Origin of the sequence: Streptomyces sp. NPDC002994 (assembly GCF_040611155.1) — a bacterium.
Lineage (GTDB): Bacteria > Actinomycetota > Actinomycetes > Streptomycetales > Streptomycetaceae > Streptomyces.
On record NZ_JBEXNQ010000013.1, the window covers coordinates 24,290 to 40,688 of the forward strand.

The 16,399-nt window shown below is 71.7% G+C and carries 20 protein-coding genes; 15 read left to right on the forward strand and 5 right to left on the reverse strand.

Translation table 11 applies throughout. The annotated features are described in order from the left end of the window. Positions 1-5: 5 nt before the first annotated feature. Complete coding sequence (locus tag ABZX79_RS18785) at positions 6-815, forward strand: ABC transporter permease (RefSeq protein WP_355258839.1); 810 nt, start codon at positions 6-8, stop codon at positions 813-815. 59 nt (positions 816-874) lie between these two features. Next, complete coding sequence (locus ABZX79_RS18790; RefSeq protein WP_355258360.1) at positions 875-1,594, forward strand: ABC transporter permease; 720 nt, start codon at positions 875-877, stop codon at positions 1,592-1,594. 235 nt (positions 1,595-1,829) lie between these two features. On the opposite strand, the gene ybaK is transcribed toward ABZX79_RS18790, so the two are convergent. The 4 genes from ybaK to ABZX79_RS18810 all read right to left on the reverse strand — a co-directional run bounded on the left by ybaK (position 1,830) and on the right by ABZX79_RS18810 (position 5,941). Further along, positions 1,830-2,324, reverse strand: a complete 495-nt coding sequence (ybaK, locus tag ABZX79_RS18795; protein WP_355258363.1) for a Cys-tRNA(Pro) deacylase — start codon at positions 2,322-2,324, stop codon at positions 1,830-1,832. A gap of 24 nt (positions 2,325-2,348) precedes the next feature. Continuing rightward, positions 2,349-3,119, reverse strand: a complete 771-nt coding sequence (locus ABZX79_RS18800; protein WP_355258366.1) for an LON peptidase substrate-binding domain-containing protein — start codon at positions 3,117-3,119, stop codon at positions 2,349-2,351. A 5-nt stretch (positions 3,120-3,124) separates the two neighbouring features. Next, a complete protein-coding gene (locus tag ABZX79_RS18805) occupies positions 3,125-4,162 on the reverse strand; it encodes a hypothetical protein (RefSeq protein WP_355258368.1) in 1,038 nt (345 codons plus the stop codon). A 171-nt stretch (positions 4,163-4,333) separates the two neighbouring features. Beyond that, positions 4,334-5,941 carry an oxidoreductase gene (locus ABZX79_RS18810; protein WP_355258371.1) on the reverse strand — a complete coding sequence of 536 codons (1,608 nt, stop codon included), beginning with the start codon at positions 5,939-5,941 and terminating at the stop codon, positions 4,334-4,336. A 145-nt stretch (positions 5,942-6,086) separates the two neighbouring features. Here ABZX79_RS18810 and hisD point away from each other — a divergent pair, with 145 nt between their 5' ends. Genes hisD through hisF form a run of 8 tightly spaced genes read left to right on the forward strand, consistent with a single transcriptional unit; the run spans position 6,087 to position 11,836 of the window. After that, positions 6,087-7,409: a histidinol dehydrogenase gene (gene hisD, locus ABZX79_RS18815; RefSeq protein ID WP_355258374.1), complete on the forward strand. Its 1,323-nt coding sequence runs from the start codon at positions 6,087-6,089 to the stop codon at positions 7,407-7,409. After that, positions 7,406-8,542, forward strand: a complete 1,137-nt coding sequence (locus ABZX79_RS18820; RefSeq protein ID WP_355258377.1) for a histidinol-phosphate transaminase — start codon at positions 7,406-7,408, stop codon at positions 8,540-8,542. Before hisD ends, ABZX79_RS18820 begins: the two co-directional genes overlap by 4 nt. Then, entirely contained in the window at positions 8,539-9,132 is a 594-nt protein-coding gene (gene hisB, locus ABZX79_RS18825; protein ID WP_214977423.1) for an imidazoleglycerol-phosphate dehydratase HisB, read from the forward strand. Before ABZX79_RS18820 ends, hisB begins: the two co-directional genes overlap by 4 nt. Then, positions 9,129-9,296 carry a hypothetical protein gene (locus ABZX79_RS18830; protein ID WP_214977422.1) on the forward strand — a complete coding sequence of 56 codons (168 nt, stop codon included), beginning with the start codon at positions 9,129-9,131 and terminating at the stop codon, positions 9,294-9,296. Before hisB ends, ABZX79_RS18830 begins: the two co-directional genes overlap by 4 nt. Continuing rightward, positions 9,287-9,937: an imidazole glycerol phosphate synthase subunit HisH gene (gene hisH / locus ABZX79_RS18835; RefSeq protein ID WP_355258842.1), complete on the forward strand. Its 651-nt coding sequence runs from the start codon at positions 9,287-9,289 to the stop codon at positions 9,935-9,937. The genes ABZX79_RS18830 and hisH overlap by 10 nt, the downstream gene beginning before the upstream one ends. After that, complete coding sequence (gene priA / locus ABZX79_RS18840; protein ID WP_215126203.1) at positions 9,937-10,665, forward strand: bifunctional 1-(5-phosphoribosyl)-5-((5-phosphoribosylamino)methylideneamino)imidazole-4-carboxamide isomerase/phosphoribosylanthranilate isomerase PriA; 729 nt, start codon at positions 9,937-9,939, stop codon at positions 10,663-10,665. The genes hisH and priA overlap by 1 nt, the downstream gene beginning before the upstream one ends. Next, positions 10,662-11,084, forward strand: coding sequence for a RidA family protein (locus tag ABZX79_RS18845; protein ID WP_355258383.1), 423 nt, complete (start codon positions 10,662-10,664; stop codon positions 11,082-11,084). Before priA ends, ABZX79_RS18845 begins: the two co-directional genes overlap by 4 nt. Further along, positions 11,081-11,836: an imidazole glycerol phosphate synthase subunit HisF gene (gene hisF / locus ABZX79_RS18850; RefSeq protein WP_355258386.1), complete on the forward strand. Its 756-nt coding sequence runs from the start codon at positions 11,081-11,083 to the stop codon at positions 11,834-11,836. Before ABZX79_RS18845 ends, hisF begins: the two co-directional genes overlap by 4 nt. A 239-nt stretch (positions 11,837-12,075) precedes the next feature. On the opposite strand, the gene ABZX79_RS18855 is transcribed toward hisF, so the two are convergent. Then, positions 12,076-12,714, reverse strand: a complete 639-nt coding sequence (locus ABZX79_RS18855; RefSeq protein WP_355258388.1) for a TIGR03085 family metal-binding protein — start codon at positions 12,712-12,714, stop codon at positions 12,076-12,078. Positions 12,715-12,819: 105 nt separating this feature from the next. Between ABZX79_RS18855 and hisI the strand changes: the two genes are divergently transcribed. The 5 genes from hisI (at position 12,820) to ABZX79_RS18880 (ending at position 16,317) form a co-directional block, all read left to right on the forward strand. After that, a complete protein-coding gene (hisI, locus tag ABZX79_RS18860; protein ID WP_355258391.1) occupies positions 12,820-13,188 on the forward strand; it encodes a phosphoribosyl-AMP cyclohydrolase in 369 nt (122 codons plus the stop codon). A gap of 16 nt (positions 13,189-13,204) precedes the next feature. Then, positions 13,205-14,683, forward strand: a complete 1,479-nt coding sequence (locus tag ABZX79_RS18865; protein ID WP_355258394.1) for an anthranilate synthase component I — start codon at positions 13,205-13,207, stop codon at positions 14,681-14,683. Between the two features lie 23 nt (positions 14,684-14,706). Continuing rightward, positions 14,707-15,372 (forward strand): TIGR02234 family membrane protein, encoded by a 666-nt coding sequence (locus tag ABZX79_RS18870; protein WP_355258397.1) that lies wholly within the window; start codon positions 14,707-14,709, stop codon positions 15,370-15,372. A gap of 127 nt (positions 15,373-15,499) precedes the next feature. After that, on the forward strand, positions 15,500-15,766 hold the full coding sequence (locus tag ABZX79_RS18875) for an HGxxPAAW family protein (protein WP_355258400.1): 267 nt from the start codon (positions 15,500-15,502) through the stop codon (positions 15,764-15,766). A gap of 80 nt (positions 15,767-15,846) precedes the next feature. After that, positions 15,847-16,317, forward strand: a complete 471-nt coding sequence (locus tag ABZX79_RS18880; RefSeq protein ID WP_355258403.1) for a DUF2752 domain-containing protein — start codon at positions 15,847-15,849, stop codon at positions 16,315-16,317. The last annotated feature ends 82 nt before the right edge of the window (positions 16,318-16,399 follow it).

A 16,399-nucleotide genomic window follows, 5' to 3' on the forward strand; every position in this document is an offset into this window, starting at 1 on the left:
GCTCCATGCGGATCCGGGTGGCGAGAGACACGGAAGCCGGCGCGGCCGGTGAGGTGTGGCCCGCGCCGCTCGCGCCCCGCGCGCGGCTGCTGCCGTCTCTCGCCGCCGTCTACCGGGCGCAGTTGTCCCGGGCGCGGGTGGCGCGTATCCCGCTGCTCTTCGTGGCGACGTTCCAGTCCGTCGGGATCATGGTTCTGATGCGCGGGGTCGTCGACGGGGGCGATGAGGCGCGTGCGGTCGTCGCCGGGTCGAGCGTGCTCGTCGTCGCCTTCGTCGCGCTGAACCTGCTCGCCCAGTACTTCGGGCAGCTGCGGGCCAGCGGCGGCCTCGACCACTACGCCACGCTGCCGGTGCCGCCGGCCGCGGTGGTGCTGGGGGCGGCCGCCGCGTACGCCTCCTTCACCGTGCCGGGCACGTTCGTCACGGCCGTCGTCGGGTGCGTGCTCTTCCAGCTGCCGCTCACGCATCTGTGGGTGCTGGCGGCCGTCGTCCCGCTCGCGGGGGCCGCGCTGGCCGGTCTCGGCGCGGCGCTCGGGCTGCTCGCGCCGCGCCAGGAACTCGCGACGCTGCTCGGGCAGCTGGGCATGTCGGCGGCGCTGCTGCTCGGGGTGCTGCCCGCCGAGCGGCTGCCCGTGCCGATCTCGTACGCCCGGGATCTGCTGCCTTCGACGTACGGCGTCGAGGCTTTCGCGCGGACCTTCGACGCGCATCCCGACTGGCCCGCGGTGGCGCTCGACCTGGCCGTGTGCGCGGCCGTCGGAGTTGTCTCGCTGGCGGTCGCGACGTGGGCGTACCGGAGGGCTGCGGTCCGTTAGGCGACCGCCCGCAGTGGTCCGGTGAGGCGTGGGCCGGGGGCGCCTGGCACGATGGCAGGGTGACCGCTCCTCTGACGCCGCCTCACCAGCAGCCGCCGAACGACCCCTGGCAGAAGTCCGACGCCGGGGGCGCCCCGCAGCCGCCGTCCGAGCCCCACCCCGGCCACGGCGGGGGGACGGCCGCGGGCGGGGAACAGGACCCCAGCATCTCCACGGAGGTGGTCAGGGCCGCTGTGGTGGTCCTGGCGCTTACGGTCCTGGGTGTCGCGCTCGGACTGCTGTGGCTGTGGCTGGCGCCGCGCGTGCCGCTGATCTCCACCGACAAGGCCGTCTTCCTCAAGGACACGGAGGGTGAGGAAGCGGTCGGGGCGGACGGCACGTTCGTGCTGCTGGCGCTCGCCTTCGGCGTGGTCAGTGCGGCCCTGGTCTTCTGGTTCAACCGGCGTGGCGGTATTCCGCTGGTCATCGGGCTCGCGCTGGGCGGGCTGCTGGGCTCGCTGCTCGCGTGGGGAGTCGGCGTCTGGATCGGGCCGACGGGCGATGTGGTCGAGCGGGCGCGGGAGGTCGGGCAGGGTGTGGCGTTCGACGCGCCGCTCAAGCTGGGGGCGAAGGGGGCGTTGCTGGCGTGGCCGATGGCGGCGCTGCTGGTTCATCTGGGGCTGACCGCGCTGTTCGGACCGCGGGATCCGGAGCCGGAGTGGGGGGCGGGGTATGGGGACGCGGCACCGATGCCCGGGCCGGGTGCGGGTTCGGGTACGCAGGACGGTACGCCGAGCTGACGCCTGCGGCGGGCCTTTTCCCCGACCCGACCCTTCCCGAACTGGGGCTCCGCCCCAGACCCCGCTCCTCAAACGCCGGAGGGGCTGGGTGGTTGCGGCCGAATCCAGCCCGTCCGGCGTTTGAGGACACGCCCGTAGGGCGTCTGTGTTGTCTGGGGGCTGGGGGCTTGCCCCCAGTTCGGGAAGGGGCGGGGTGGGGAACAGCCCCGCAGGGCACGATCGGCCGCCCGCTCCCCTACGTGCGGCCGATGGGGGCTATTACCGCGTCCGTCAGTTTCGCCAGGTCCGCCGGGGACAGTTCGACCTCCAGGCCGCGGCGGCCCGCCGAGACGCACACCGTGTCGTACGACGACGCCGAGGCGTCCAGCACCGTACGGAGCCTCTTGCGCTGGCCCAGGGGCGAGATCCCGCCCCGTACATAGCCCGTGGTGCGTTCCGCCGCCACCGGGTCCGCCATCGCCGCGCGCTTTCCGCCGACCGCCGCCGCCAGTGCCTTGAGGTCCAGCGAGCCCGCCACCGGTACCACCGCCACCGTCAGCGCGCCGTCGACGTCGGCCACCAGCGTCTTGAAGACGCGGTCCGGCGAGACGCCCATCGCCTCCGCCGCCTCCTCGCCGTACGACGGGGACGCCGGATCGTGCTCGTACGCGTGGAGCGTGTACGCCGTCCCCGCCTCGGTCAGGGCGACGGTCGCCGGGGTGCCTCCGGCCTGGCGCTTCTTCTTGGCCACTGCGGCTCTGCCTCCGGTCGGTTGTCAGTTCGGGCTGGTGGGTGCCCTGGTGAGGTCCACCGCCGGCAGCGAGGGCAGGTGGCGGATCACGGCCGTCTCGGCGCGCAGCAGCTTCAGCTCTTCGCGCAGGCGGGTCGCGATGTCGGGCGCCTGCAGCAGGCGCTGCTTCGCCGGGATGTCGAGAACCGTCGCGGCGGCCACCAGGTACGAGACGACGGACGGCTCGTCCGGCAGCTCCGCCCCGGTGGTCAGCGAGCGCTCACGCGCGCCCGCCAGCCGCTTCTGGTAGCTGCGGAACGCCCGCAGCACGCCCTCGGCCAGCGCACCCGCGTCGTCGCCGGGCTCCTCGGGCAGTTCCTCCACCTCGGCGGTGAGGTACGGGCCGCTCGCGTCGACGGAGAGGATCTTGACGCGGGTCGTCCCGGTGGCCAGCACCTCGTAGCTGCCGTCCTCGCGCTCGCGGATCGTCGCCGCGTCCGCGATGCAGCCCACCCGGTGGAAGGCCTGCACCGGGTCCGGGCCGAAGCCCGCGGCGGGACCCCGCTCGGCCATGGTGGTGGAGTCCGGCATGCCGGGCGCGGTGGTGGCGACCTCACGGCCGTCGCGGATGGCGACGACCACGAAGCGGCGCGGCTCGTCCTCGGGGGAGGAAGAGGCGTCGTCGCCCGAGTCCGCGCCCTTCAGCAGGTCGCGCATCATGGCGCGATAACGCTCCTCGAAGATGTTCAGCGGCAGCACCAGGCCGGGGAACAGCACCGAGTTCAGGGGGAAGAGGGGAAGACGAGCGGTGGTCACAGCGGTTAAGCGTAATGGCCGCCGGTGCCGGCCCCGCGGGCCGTCCTGCGCAAAGGCCGCAAAGGCATCGCCGTGGCCACCTGGATCCTCGCCGTGTCCCGCAGTTCCAGGAACTCGCCCAGCACGTCGTCGCTGAGAAACGCCCAGGGGAACGAGGTCACGTACGGCCCGATCAGCCGGAACTGTTCCAGGGCGTCGGCCCACCGCCCCCTGGTGACCAGGACGTACGCCAGCAGGTTCCGTACCTCGGCCGGCCACGGGTCCCCCGCCGCGTACTCGGCGGACAGCGCGATCGCCAGATCGGCCGCCGCGTCGACGCGCTCGCCGGGGATCGCCGTGGTGCGACCGGCCGTGCCGCCGCTCAGCAGGTGCGCGAAGGCCGCGCGTACGGGCAACGCCTGCACCAGTGATCCCGGCAGCGCGTCCTCGGCGGCTTGTTCGGCGAAGTCGAAGCACTCGCGGTGCGAGCCGTACCACTGGGCGGAGAGGTACTGGAGGGCGGAGACATGGCACCCGTAGTGGTGTGAGGAGCGGCCCACCGCCTGGGCCCACAGTTCCTCGAAAGCGGAATGCGTGGCGTACGTGCCGCGCGCGTGATCGAGGGCAATGCGCCACGGCACCGGGTCGCGCGGAGCGGCATCGGCCGCCGCCTCGATCAGCGGGCCGACGTCTCGCAGCCGCTCCGCACGGGCCGGCGAATCCCACGCCCTGCGCACGGACAGCTCGGCCTTCACGAGCAGGGCGTCGGCGTCGTGCGGGGAGGCGGCCAGCCAGTCGCTGAGCCACTCCTCGCGGCTGTGCGCGAAGGTGGCGAGGCGGGTGGCGTACCGGTCACGGTTCTCCCACTCGGCGCCCTCCCTGGTGGCGGCGAGGAGTTTGGCCGCGGGCCCGTGGTCGCCGAGGGCGGCGGCGACGAGGGTCGGCCCCAGGCGCTCGTCGGGTACGTCGAGCAGCACCTCGTCGTCGTCGAGCAGACCGGCGCCGAGATCCGAGGTGTGGCGGATCATGCGCGCGGCGCTGATCAGAGCGCGAAGGAATGGCATCGTTGAACCATTGAAAACCGCAGGTCGGGGCCGCGCCAGTGGGCGTCTGTGAAGCTTTCGCATCGGCTGGAAAGGTTGTGCTGGCGTCAGTCAAGGGACAGTAAAGGAAGCGGGGGTGGCGGGGGTCGCCGTGGTGTCCCGGTGACCCCCTCCGTCCCCGATCGAACTGGCTCAGCCCCGCCGCAGCAGCCGTGACGCGCCCGCCGCCACCGTCGTCGCCAGGATCCAGCCGAGCAGGATCAGGCCCGCCGCCGCCCACTGCCAGCCGCCGGTCAGCCGCCAGTGCCCGTCCTGTCCCAGGTTGATCACGGGCAGCAGCAGGTCGAGCGCGTACAGGGACGCGTTCCACTGCGGATGTTCCTCGGGTTTGATCGCGGGCGGATCGAGCTGCGCGAACGCCACCGCGCCCGCCGCCCACAGCACCGCCATCCACACCATCGCCCGGCCGGGACGGTAGCCGTACGCCACGGTCCAGTCCTGAAGGAAGCCCCACAGCTTCCCGGCGAGAGGCAGCGTCTCGCGCCGTCTTCGCTGCTTGGCCAGGAGCACTTCGCGGGCGTCGGCGTCCTCCCCGCTGCCGCGCAGGACGGCGGCCAGCCGCTCGTACGGCTCGGGGTTGTACTCCGGAGTCGCCGCCGTCACCCACTCCAGCCGCCGCGAGAGCGGGAACAGCCCGCGCGGCACCAGGGACTCGTAGGTGAAGCCGCCCATGGTGAGGCCGCCGGGGTGCGGCCAGCTGTCCGCCTTGTCCACCAGGTTGCCGACCTTCGCGCCGGACAGCACGACCTTCCCCTCCTCGGGCCGGTCGCAGAGAAACCGCAGCTCGGGCGTCTGCACCCGGCGCATCGACAGCTCCTGCCCGAGCGACATGACGAACCGCGCGCCGTCGAGATCCACCGCGTCGCCGAACCGCCCGTCGTCGAGCCGCAGCCCGCCCTCGCATTCGAAGCGCTGCACGCGCGTGCCGCGTACCGGCGTGTTGCCGATGCCGTACGGCGGAGTGGTCCCCGGCGCCGCGCCACGCGGCCCGATACCGGCCGGTGTCAGGTAGAGCGTGCGCTCGACGGTCAGCTGCGGGGCGTTGAGCGCGCGCCGCCCCTCCACCCCGTACGGCCGGCGCAGCCTGCTGCCGCGCAGGCTCAGCGACACGCCGACCTTCGCGCCGCGCAGGCTGAACTCGCCGTGCGACTCGATCATCTCGGCCTGGAGGTCCTGGGCGACGGACAGACCGTCGGCCGCGATCGAGCGGCCCCTTCGGTCCTGGCGTACGACGATCTGGTTGATCAGCAGATCCGTGCCGATCTGGGCGTCGGTGAGCCGGATGCCGCCGGGGACATGGCAGCGCGGCAGATGCAGGTCGCCCTCGGTGTGCAGCCGGGCCGCCTCCAGACGCGGGATGGAGCAGCCCACCATGCGCAGCGTGGTGAAGTGGCACTCGGGCAGCAGCACCTCCTTCTCGAAGCGGCAGTTGTTCATCTCGACGTACGGCTCGACGCGGCCGCCCGCCAGTTTGAGCGTGCCGGTGATCTGTACGCCGCTGAGCTTGAGCGCGGCGACGCGCCCGGGCAGCGCGGACGGCCCACTGAGCAGCAGCAGCGCGACCACGCGCGCGCGGACGCTGCGTTCCGGGGGCCAGGGCCGGGTGGACAGCGGGTCGTCCAGGACGGGATTGCGGGTGCGAAGGTCATACGTACTGCCGTTGCGGAACGCCTGCCACATGCCGAGTTCCGAGGCACTGAGCCAGTCGGGCGCTTCGACGTCTTGCTGCGGCTCGGTCAAGGCCGCCCCTTTCGCCGATTCGTACAGCCGTTCTTCCCTCTGAGTGACGGGCTGAACGCTAGTGGTCATGAATGACTTGTGGGGCGCGTATCAGCCACTGATACAGAGGCTCGGCTGCCGGATGGGGTCTGAGAGAATTGGCAGCGTGATTTCTCGAATCGATCTGCGCGGTGACGCCCTCCCCGAGGGCGCCGACCTGCGCGACCTGCTGCCCCGTGCCGACTTCGACGTACAGGCCGCCCTCGAAAAGGTGCGACCCATCTGCGAGGACGTGCACCATCGGGGCACGGCGGCGCTGATCGAGTACGCGGAGAAATTCGACGGTGTGAAGCTGGAGCGCGTACGCGTGCCCGCCGAAGCGCTGAGCAGCGCCCTGGAGCAGCTCGACCCCAAGGTCAGGGCCGCCCTGGAGGAATCCATCCGGCGGGCCAGGATCGTCCACCGCGAGCAGCGCCGCAGCGAGCACACCACCCAGGTCGTGCCCGGCGGCACGGTCACCGAGCGGTGGGTGCCGGTCGGACGGGTGGGCCTGTACGCGCCCGGCGGCCGGTCCGTCTACCCCTCCTCCGTGATCATGAACGTGGTCCCGGCCCAGGAGGCGGGCGTCGAGTCGATCGCGCTCGCGTCCCCCGCCCAGAAGGAGTTCGGCGGCCTGCCGCACCCGACGATCCTGGCGGCCTGCGCGCTGCTCGGCATCGACGAGGTGTATGCCGCGGGCGGCGCCACGGCCGTCGCGATGTTCGCGTACGGGACCGATGAGTGCGCGCCCGTGAACATGGTCACGGGCCCCGGCAACATCTGGGTCGCCGCCGCCAAGCGCTACCTCACCGGCCGCATCGGCATCGACTCCGAGGCCGGCCCCACCGAGATCGCCGTCCTCGCGGACGACACCGCCGACCCGGTGCACGTCGCCGCCGACCTGATCAGCCAGGCCGAGCACGACCCGCTGGCCGCCGCCGTGCTCGTCACCGACTCCGAGGAGCTGGCGGCCGCCGTCGAGAAGGAGCTGGAGCCGCAGGTCGCGGCGACCAAGCACATCGAGGACCGGATCGTCCCGGCGCTCGCCGGCCGCCAGTCCGCGATCGTGCTCGTCGCCAGCCTGGAGGACGGCCTCAAGGTCGTCGACGCTTACGGCGCCGAGCACCTGGAGATCCAGACCGTCGACGCCGCCGCGCTGGCCCGGCGCGTACGCAACGCCGGCGCGATCTTCGTCGGCCCGTGGGCGCCCGTGTCGCTCGGCGACTACTGCGCCGGCTCCAACCACGTCCTGCCGACCGGCGGCTGTGCCTGCCACTCGTCGGGCCTGTCGGTCCAGTCGTTCCTGCGCGGCATCCACATCGTGGACTACACGCGGGACGCGCTCGCCGAGGTCACGCACCACGTGGTGACGCTGGCGGAGGCGGAGGACCTGCCGGCGCACGGGGCCGCGCTGAAGGCGCGCTTCGGATGGAAGGTGCCGACGCAATGACGAGAACCACCCGGATTGACGATCTCCCCATCCGCGACGAACTGCGCGGCAAGTCCCCGTACGGTGCGCCTCAGCTGGACGTACCCGTACGGCTCAACACCAACGAGAACCCTTACCCGCTGCCCGAGGCGCTCGTCGAGCGCATCGCAGAGCGCGTGCGCGACGCGGCCCGCGAGCTCAACCGCTACCCCGACCGGGACGCGGTCGAACTCCGCACCGAGCTGGCCCGCTACCTCACCCGCACCGCCGGGCACGAGGTCGCCATGGAAAACGTCTGGGCGGCCAACGGCTCCAACGAGGTCATCCAGCAGCTGCTCCAGACCTTCGGCGGCCCCGGGCGTACCGCGATCGGCTTCGAGCCGTCGTACTCGATGCACGGCCTCATCTCGCGCGGCACCGGAACCGGCTGGATCTCCGGACCGCGCAACGACGACTTCACCATCGACATCGCGGCGGCCGAGAAGGCCATCGCCGAGAACCAGCCCGACGTCGTCTTCATCACCTCGCCCAACAACCCCACCGGCACCGCGGTCGAGGCCGACACGGTGCTCGCCCTGTACGAGGCCGCCCAGGCGGCCAAGGCTGCGACTGCCGGCGCTGTTGTGGTCGTCGACGAGGCGTACGGCGAGTTCAGCCACCACCCGTCCCTGCTGCCGCTGATCGAGGGCCGGCCGAACATGGTGCTCTCCCGCACCATGTCCAAGGCCTTCGGCGCGGCCGGCCTGCGCCTCGGGTACCTCGCCGCCGACCCCGCCGTGGTCGACGCCGTACAGCTGGTGCGCCTGCCGTACCACCTGTCGTCCGTCACGCAGGCCACCGCGCTCGCCGCGCTCGAACACACCGATACGCTGCTGGGGTACGTCGAGCAGCTCAAGACCGAGCGGGACCGCCTGGTCAACGAGCTGCGCGCCATCGGCTTCGAGGTGACGGACTCGGACGCGAACTTCGTCCAGTTCGGCCGGTTCGACGGCGCGGCAGGCTCGCACCAAGCGTGGCAGCGGATCCTCGACCAGGGTGTCCTGGTCCGGGACAACGGCGTACCGGGCTGGCTGCGGGTCACGGCCGGCACCCCCGAAGAGAACGACGCGTTCCTGGATGCGGTACGCGAACTCAAGAAGGAGCAGAGCTCATGAGCCGCATAGGGCGAGTCGAGCGCACCACCAAGGAGACGTCCGTCCTCGTCGAGATCAACCTCGACGGCACCGGCAAGGTCGATGTGTCGACAGGCGTCGGCTTCTACGACCACATGCTCGACCAGCTCGGCCGCCACGGCCTCTTCGACCTCACCGTGAAGACGGACGGGGACCTGCACATCGACTCGCACCACACGATCGAGGACACCGCCCTCGCGCTCGGCGCCGCCTTCAAGCAGGCGCTCGGCGACAAGGTCGGCATCTACCGCTTCGGCAACTGCACGGTGCCGCTGGACGAGTCGCTCGCCCAGGTCACCGTGGACCTCTCCGGCCGCCCGTACCTCGTACACACCGAGCCGGAGAAGATGGCGCCGATGATCGGCGAGTACGACACGACGATGACCCGGCACATCCTGGAGTCCTTCGTCGCGCAGGCCCAGATCGCCCTGCACGTGCACGTCCCGTACGGGCGCAACGCGCACCACATCGTGGAGTGCCAGTTCAAGGCCCTGGCCCGTGCCCTGCGGTACGCCGCCGAGCACGACCCGCGCGCCGCCGGCATCCTCCCCTCGACCAAGGGCGCACTGTGACGGGCCTCTCGACGATCCTGATCGTCGTCGGGCTCTTCCTCCTCGGCGGCGTGTACTCCTTCTGGAAGCAGGAGCTGCCCAAGGGCGTCATCGTGCTGCTCGGCATCGGCGCCGTGATGTGTCTGGTCGCCGGTGTCATGCGAATCCAAGGAATCTGGGCATGAGCGACGCAAGCAAGAAGGTCGTCGTCTTCGACTACGGCTTCGGCAACGTCCGTTCCGCCGAGCGGGCACTGGCCCACGTCGGCGCGGACGTCGAGATCACCCGCGACTTCGACAAGGCCATGAACGCCGACGGGCTCCTCGTCCCCGGCGTCGGTGCCTTCTCCGCCTGCATGAAGGGGCTGCGCGAGGCGCGCGGCGACTGGATCGTCGGCCGAAGGCTGGCCGGAGGCCGGCCGGTCATGGGGATCTGCGTGGGTATGCAGATTCTCTTCGAGCGCGGCATCGAGCACGGTGTGGAGACCGAGGGCCTGGACGAGTGGCCCGGCACGGTCGGCCCGCTCCAGGCACCCATCGTTCCGCACATGGGCTGGAACACGGTCGACGCACCGGCGGACAGCGAGCTGTTCGCCGGCCTCGACGCCGACGCGCGCTACTACTTCGTGCACTCGTACGCCGTGCACGACTGGAGCCTGGAAGTCACCAACGCCAAGATTCGTGCGCCCAAGGTCACTTGGAGCACGCACGGCGAGCCCTTCGTGGCGGCCGTCGAGAACGGCGCGCTGTGGGCGACCCAGTTCCACCCCGAGAAGTCCGGCGACGCCGGCGCCCAGCTGCTGACCAACTGGATCGGAACCCTCTGATGTCCCAGAAGCTCGAACTGCTCCCCGCCGTAGATGTCCGCGACGGTCAGGCCGTGCGCCTCGTCCATGGCGAGTCCGGCTCGGAGACGTCGTACGGCGATCCGCTCCAGGCCGCCCTGGCCTGGCAGCAGGCGGGCGCCGAGTGGCTGCACCTCGTCGACCTCGACGCGGCGTTCGGCACCGGTGACAACCGGGCTCAGATCGCCGAGGTCGCCCGCTCCATGGACATCAAGGTCGAGCTGTCCGGCGGCATCCGCGACGACGCCTCGCTCGCCGCGGCCCTCGCCACCGGCTGCAAGCGCGTCAACCTCGGTACGGCGGCGCTGGAGACCCCGGAGTGGGTCGCCAAGGTCATCGCGGAGTACGGCGACAAGATCGCGGTCGGCCTGGACGTACGCGGCACGACCCTGCGCGGGCGCGGCTGGACGCGGGACGGCGGCGACCTCTACGAGACGCTGGCCCGCCTCGACTCCGAGGGCTGCGCGCGGTACGTCGTCACCGACATCGCCAAGGACGGCACGCTCCAGGGCCCGAACCTGGAGCTGCTGCGCAATGTCTGCGCCGCCACCGACAAGCCGGTCGTCGCCTCCGGCGGCGTCTCCTCCCTCGACGACCTGCGGGCGATCGCCGCGCTCGTCCCCGAGGGCGTCGAGGGCGCGATCGTCGGAAAGGCGCTGTACGCGAAGGCGTTCACGCTGGAAGAGGCGCTGGCGGCGGTGTCCGCATGACGGTTTCCTCCACCGGTTCCGTACGCAAGGTCACGACCGGCGCCCCGTGGGAGGAGCAGTTCGGCTACTCCCGCGCGGTGGAACTGCCGAACGGGCTGGTCCTGGTGTCGGGTTGTACGTCGGTCGTCGACGGCGTCATCAGCGCCGGTGCGCCGTACGACCAGACTGTCACCGCCTTCAATGTCGCCTTCGGCGCGCTGGAGCAGATCGGCCTCGGCCGCGAGGATGTCGTACGCACCCGCATGTACATCACGCATGCCCGGGACGTCGACGACGTAGGCCGCGCGCACAAGGAACTGTTCGACGACGTCCGCCCGGCGGCATCGATGATCATTGTCTCGGGCTTCGTGGACCCGAGCCTGGTGGTCGAGATCGAGATCGAGGCCTACCGAGCAGACCGAGGAGGTCGGGAGTCATGACCCTCGCGGTCCGAGTAATCCCCTGCCTGGATGTCGACAACGGCAGGGTCGTCAAGGGCGTCAACTTCCAGAACCTGCGCGACGCCGGTGACCCCGTCGAGATGGCCAAGCTGTACGACGCGGAGGGCGCCGACGAGCTGACGTTCCTCGACATCACCGCGTCCTCCGGCAACCGGGAGACGACGTACGACGTGGTGCGGCGCACCGCCGAGCAGGTCTTCATCCCGCTGACGGTCGGTGGCGGCGTACGCACCACCGAGGACGTCGACAAACTGCTGCGGGCCGGCGCGGACAAGGTCGGCGTGAACACCGCCGCCATCGCCCGGCCCGACCTGATCCGCGAGATCGCGGAGCGCTTCGGGCGGCAGGTCCTGGTCCTGTCGGTCGACGCGCGCCGTACGGAATCCGGCTCCTTCGAGGTCACGACGCACGGCGGCCGCAAGTCCGCCGGCATCGACGCGGTCGAGTGGGCGCACCGGGCGGCGGAGCTGGGCGCGGGCGAGATCCTGCTCAACTCGATGGACGCGGACGGTACGAAGGACGGCTACGACACGGAGATGATCGCGGCGGTACGCAAGCACGTCACGGTCCCGGTGATCGCCTCAGGCGGCGCGGGCAAGCTGGCCCACTTCCCCCCGGCGATCGAGGCGGGGGCGGACGCGGTGCTGGCGGCGTCGGTGTTCCACTTCGGTGACCTGCGCATCTCCCAGGTCAAGGACACGCTGCGGGAAGCAGGCCACGCGGTCCGCTAGCGGGTGCGGGTGCGGGGCCGCTGCGCGGGGCTTTCCCCACCCCGCCCCTTCCCGAACTGGGGCGCTGCCCCAGGCCCCAGACCACACAGACGCCCTTCGGGCGTGTCCTCAAACGCCGGACGGGCTGGATTCGGCCGCACTATCCAGCCCCTCCGGCGTTTGAGGAGCGGGGTCTGGGGCAGCGCCCCAGTTCGGGAAGGGGCGGGTCGGGGAAAAGGCTCCGCGCAGCGGGCCGGTCGTTACATCGCGATGCCCAGCTTCGCCTCGCGCAGGCGGGCGATCGCTTCCTTGTCGCCCTCCATTTCCACCCGCGCCGCGTCCTGCCGGCCAAACGCGAAGAGGACCAGCTCGCCCGGCTCGCCCGTGACCGTCACCACCGGGGTCCCGCGATGCGCCACCGCCGTCTGCCCGTCCGGGCGCCGCAGCACCACACCCACCGGCGCCTTGCGGCCCAGCACACGCGCCGCCTTCTCGAGCCGGGACCACAGGGCGTTCGCGAAGATCGGGTCCAGTTCGCGCGGCGTCCAGTCGGGCTGCGCGCGCCGGACGTCCTCGGCGTGGACGTAGAACTCGACGGTGTTGGCCGCCTCGTCGAGCTGCTTCAGGGCGTACGGGGACATCCGTGGCGGACCCGTACGGATGAGCTGGATCAGCTCCTCGTACGGCTTGGCGGCGAACTCCGCCTGCACCCGTTCCAGCCGGCTCTTCAGCGCCGCCAGCACTATCCCGCCGGCCGCGTCCGCGCGGCGCTCGCGCACCACCACATGGGCGGCGAGTTCACGGGTGTTCCAGTCGTCGCACAGCGTCGGGGCATCGGGTCCGGCCGCCTCCAGCAGGTCGGCGAGGAGCAGTCGTTCGCGCTTGGCATGAGTCGACATGACGGCCAGCGTAGGGCCGGGACCCCCTCCGGGGCCACGGCGGCGCGCGTCCAATGACCGGACGGGGGCAGTGTGCCGCCCCACGGGAGCGGCACAATGGCGGACATGACCAGTACGCCGCCTCCCAGCAGCCTCGCCCCCGCCATCGCCGCCCGCCTCAAGCGGAGCGCCGACGGCCTGGTCCCGGCCATTGCCCAGCAGTACGACACCGGCGAGGTGCTCATGCTCGGCTGGATGGACGACGAAGCGCTGCACCGGACCCTCACCACGGGGCGCTGCACGTACTGGTCGCGCAGCCGCCAGGAGTACTGGGTCAAGGGCGACACCTCCGGCCACTTCCAGCACGTCAAGGCCGTCGCCCTGGACTGCGACGCCGATACCGTGCTCGTCAAGGTCGACCAGGTCGGCGCCGCCTGCCACACCGGCGACCGCACCTGCTTCGACTCCGACGTCCTCCTCCCGCTCGCGAAGTGAAGTAAGGCGCCGAATCATGGACATCGAGACCTTTCGCAAGCTGGCCGTCGACCGGCGAGTCGTCCCCGTCAGCCGCCGGCTGCTCGCCGACGGTGACACCCCCGTGGGCCTCTACCGCAAGCTCGCCGCCGAGCGCCCCGGCACCTTCCTCCTGGAGTCCGCCGAGAACGGCCGCTCCTGGTCCCGGTACTCCTTCGTCGGCGTACGCAGCGCCGCGACCCTCACCGCCCGCGACGGGCAGGCGCACTGGCTCGGAACGCCGCCCGTCGGCGTACCGGTGGACGGCGATCCGCTCGACGCGCTGCGCGCCACCATCGAGGCCTTGCACACCCCGCGCGACCTCGCGGGGAACCTGCCGCCGTTCACCGGCGGCATGGTCGGCTATCTCGGGTACGACGTCGTACGCCGCCTGGAGAAGATCGGCGAGCACGGGCGGGACGACCTCAAACTGCCCGAGCTGACCATGCTGCTCACCTCGGACCTCGCCGTACTCGACCACTGGGACGGCTCGGTCCTGCTGATCGCCAACGCGATCAACCACAACGACCTCGACACGGGTGTCGACGAGGCGTACGCGGACGCCGTGGCCCGGCTCGACGCCATGGAGGCCGACCTCAGCCGGGCCGTGCCGACGTCGTACGCCGCCCTGCCGCCGTCCGAGCTTCCGCCGTACACCGCGCTGTGGGGCGGCGAGGCCTACCAGGACGCCGTCGACGACATCAAGGAGCGCATCCGCGCGGGCGAGGCCTTCCAGGTCGTACCGTCCCAGCGCTTCGAGACGCCCTGCACGGCGAGCGCCCTGGACGTCTACCGGGTGCTGCGCGCCACCAACCCCTCGCCGTACATGTACCTCTTCCGCTTCGACGGCTTCGACGTCGTCGGCTCCAGCCCGGAGGCGCTGGTCAAGGTCGAGGACGGGCGGGCCATGGTGCACCCGATCGCCGGCACCCGGCACCGCGGCGCCACGCCGCAGGAGGACCAGGCGCTCGCCGACGAGCTGCTCGCCGACCCCAAGGAGCGCGCCGAGCACCTGATGCTCGTCGACCTCGGCCGCAACGACCTGGGCCGGGTCTGCGAGCCGGGCAGCGTCGAGGTCGTCGACTTCATGTCCGTCGAGCGGTACTCGCACGTCATGCACATCGTGTCGACCGTGACCGGGCGGGTCGCGCCGGGGCGCACGGCCTTCGACGTACTGACCGCCTGCTTCCCGGCGGGCACCCTGTCCGGGGCGCCCAAGCCGCGCGCCATGCAGATCATCGAGGAGCTGGAGCCGTCGCGGCGCGGACTGTACGGCGGCTGCGTCGGCTACCTCGACTTCGCGGGCGACTCCGACACCGCCATCGCCATCCGCACCGCCCTGCTCCGCGACGGCACGGCGTACGTGCAGGCGGGAGCCGGTGTGGTGGCCGACTCGGACCCCGTCGCCGAGGACACCGAGTGCCGCAACAAGGCGGCCGCGGTGCTGCGCGCGGTGCACACGGCGAACCGCCTCTGACCGCGATCGGGACGTAAGGGATAGTGGGGTACGTGAGTGCCGCAAACCCCGTACCCCTTCCGCTTCCGCGAAGCGAGACACCGGTCGCGGCGGCCGTCTCCACCGGCCGCCGCAGTCTCGCCGCCGCGCTGCTGCTCGGCGCCCTCGGCGCCGCCGTCGTGCTCCTCGCCTCGGGCCGGCCCTGGGCCGAGGGCGCGGCCGTGGTCCCGGGCGGCACGCTGCCGCTCAAGGTCGAGGGCCAGGACGTCACCGGCGCCCCGGCGGCGCTGGCCATCGTCTCTCTCGCCGCGCTCGTCGCCGTCTTCGCCGTCCGCAGGGCGGGCCGGCTGCTGGTCGCCGGGCTGCTGGCGCTGAGCGGCGCGGGCGCCGCCGTCACCGCGCTCCTCGGCGCCGCCGGCGGCGCGGCCCTCGACGAGAAGGCCGCGAAGACGACCGGCGACGCCGCCGCCGCGGCCACCTCGCTGACGCACACCGCCTGGCCGTACGTGACCGCGGCCGGCGGCCTGCTGATCCTGGTCGCCGGGCTGCTGGCGCTGTGGTGCGGCGGGAAGTGGCCCGCCATGTCGGGCCGTTACGAGCGCGACGGCAGCCCGCGGGCCCGCAAGGTACCCGCCGCCCCGGACCCGGACCGGCCCGAGGACCTCTGGAAGGCGCTCGACCGCGGCGAGGACCCGACGCGCGACGCATGACCCCCGAGATCACCTCGCCGGTCCCCGTGCGGGACAATGACTGGCGAGCGACGAGTGACGAGCGTACGACTCACGGACTCACCGCCTCACCACCTCACTACAGAGCAACAGCAACGAGGAGCAACTCATGGCGGGCACTAGCCACGGACACACCCCGGCCGCCTGGACCGGTGTCACCATCTCCTTCATCGGTTTCTGCATTTCGGGCGCCTTCATGGTGCTGGCCAACCCGCTCGGCTTCTGGGCCGGAGTCGTCGTGATACTGCTCGGTGGTGTCGTCGGAATGGTCATGAAGGCCGCGGGTCTCGGCATGCCGAAGGAGTCCGAGGAGATGGTGCGGGCCCGTAACGAGGCGGGTCGGGCGCAGCCCGGCAGCCAGGTCCAGACCCACTGACGACCGCCAGCGGGTCCTGGGACGCGAGGCGCAGCCCCTGAGGGGCTGCGCCTTTCCTCATGAGCGGGGACAATCGGCGGGTGGATACCGTGCCTTCGCCCGACCCGGCCCCTTCGCCGCCGCCCTCACCGGCCCCCGTGCGACCCGCTCCGGTGTCCCTCGCCCGGCGGCTCGCCGCGCCGGCCGCCACGCTGGCGGGTGTCCTCGCGGCCTTCGCGTACGTCGGCACAGTCGACCCCAACGAGCCGGGCCACTACCCCGTCTGCCCGCTCCTCCAGCTCACCGGGATCTACTGCCCCGGCTGCGGCGGACTGCGCAGCGCGCACGGCGTCGCGACCGGCGACTTCGCCGGTGCGTTCGGCGCCAACGCCATGGCCGTCGTCGGGTACGGGGTCTTCGCCGTGCTGTGGACCGTCTGGGTGGTACGCGCCGCCCGGGGAATCCCGGTGCGGATCACCCTCAAGCCCGTCTACTGGTGGAGCATCGGCGCCGTGGCGGCGGTCTTCAGCGTCGTCCGGAACCTTCCGTTCGGCTCGGCGCTCGCGCCGTGAAGTCCCAGGTAGTGGGACTGATCGCCACTCGATGCGAGACCTGAGGCCTCCTGCGGATAGCATTGGTATGGCTGATCCTGGT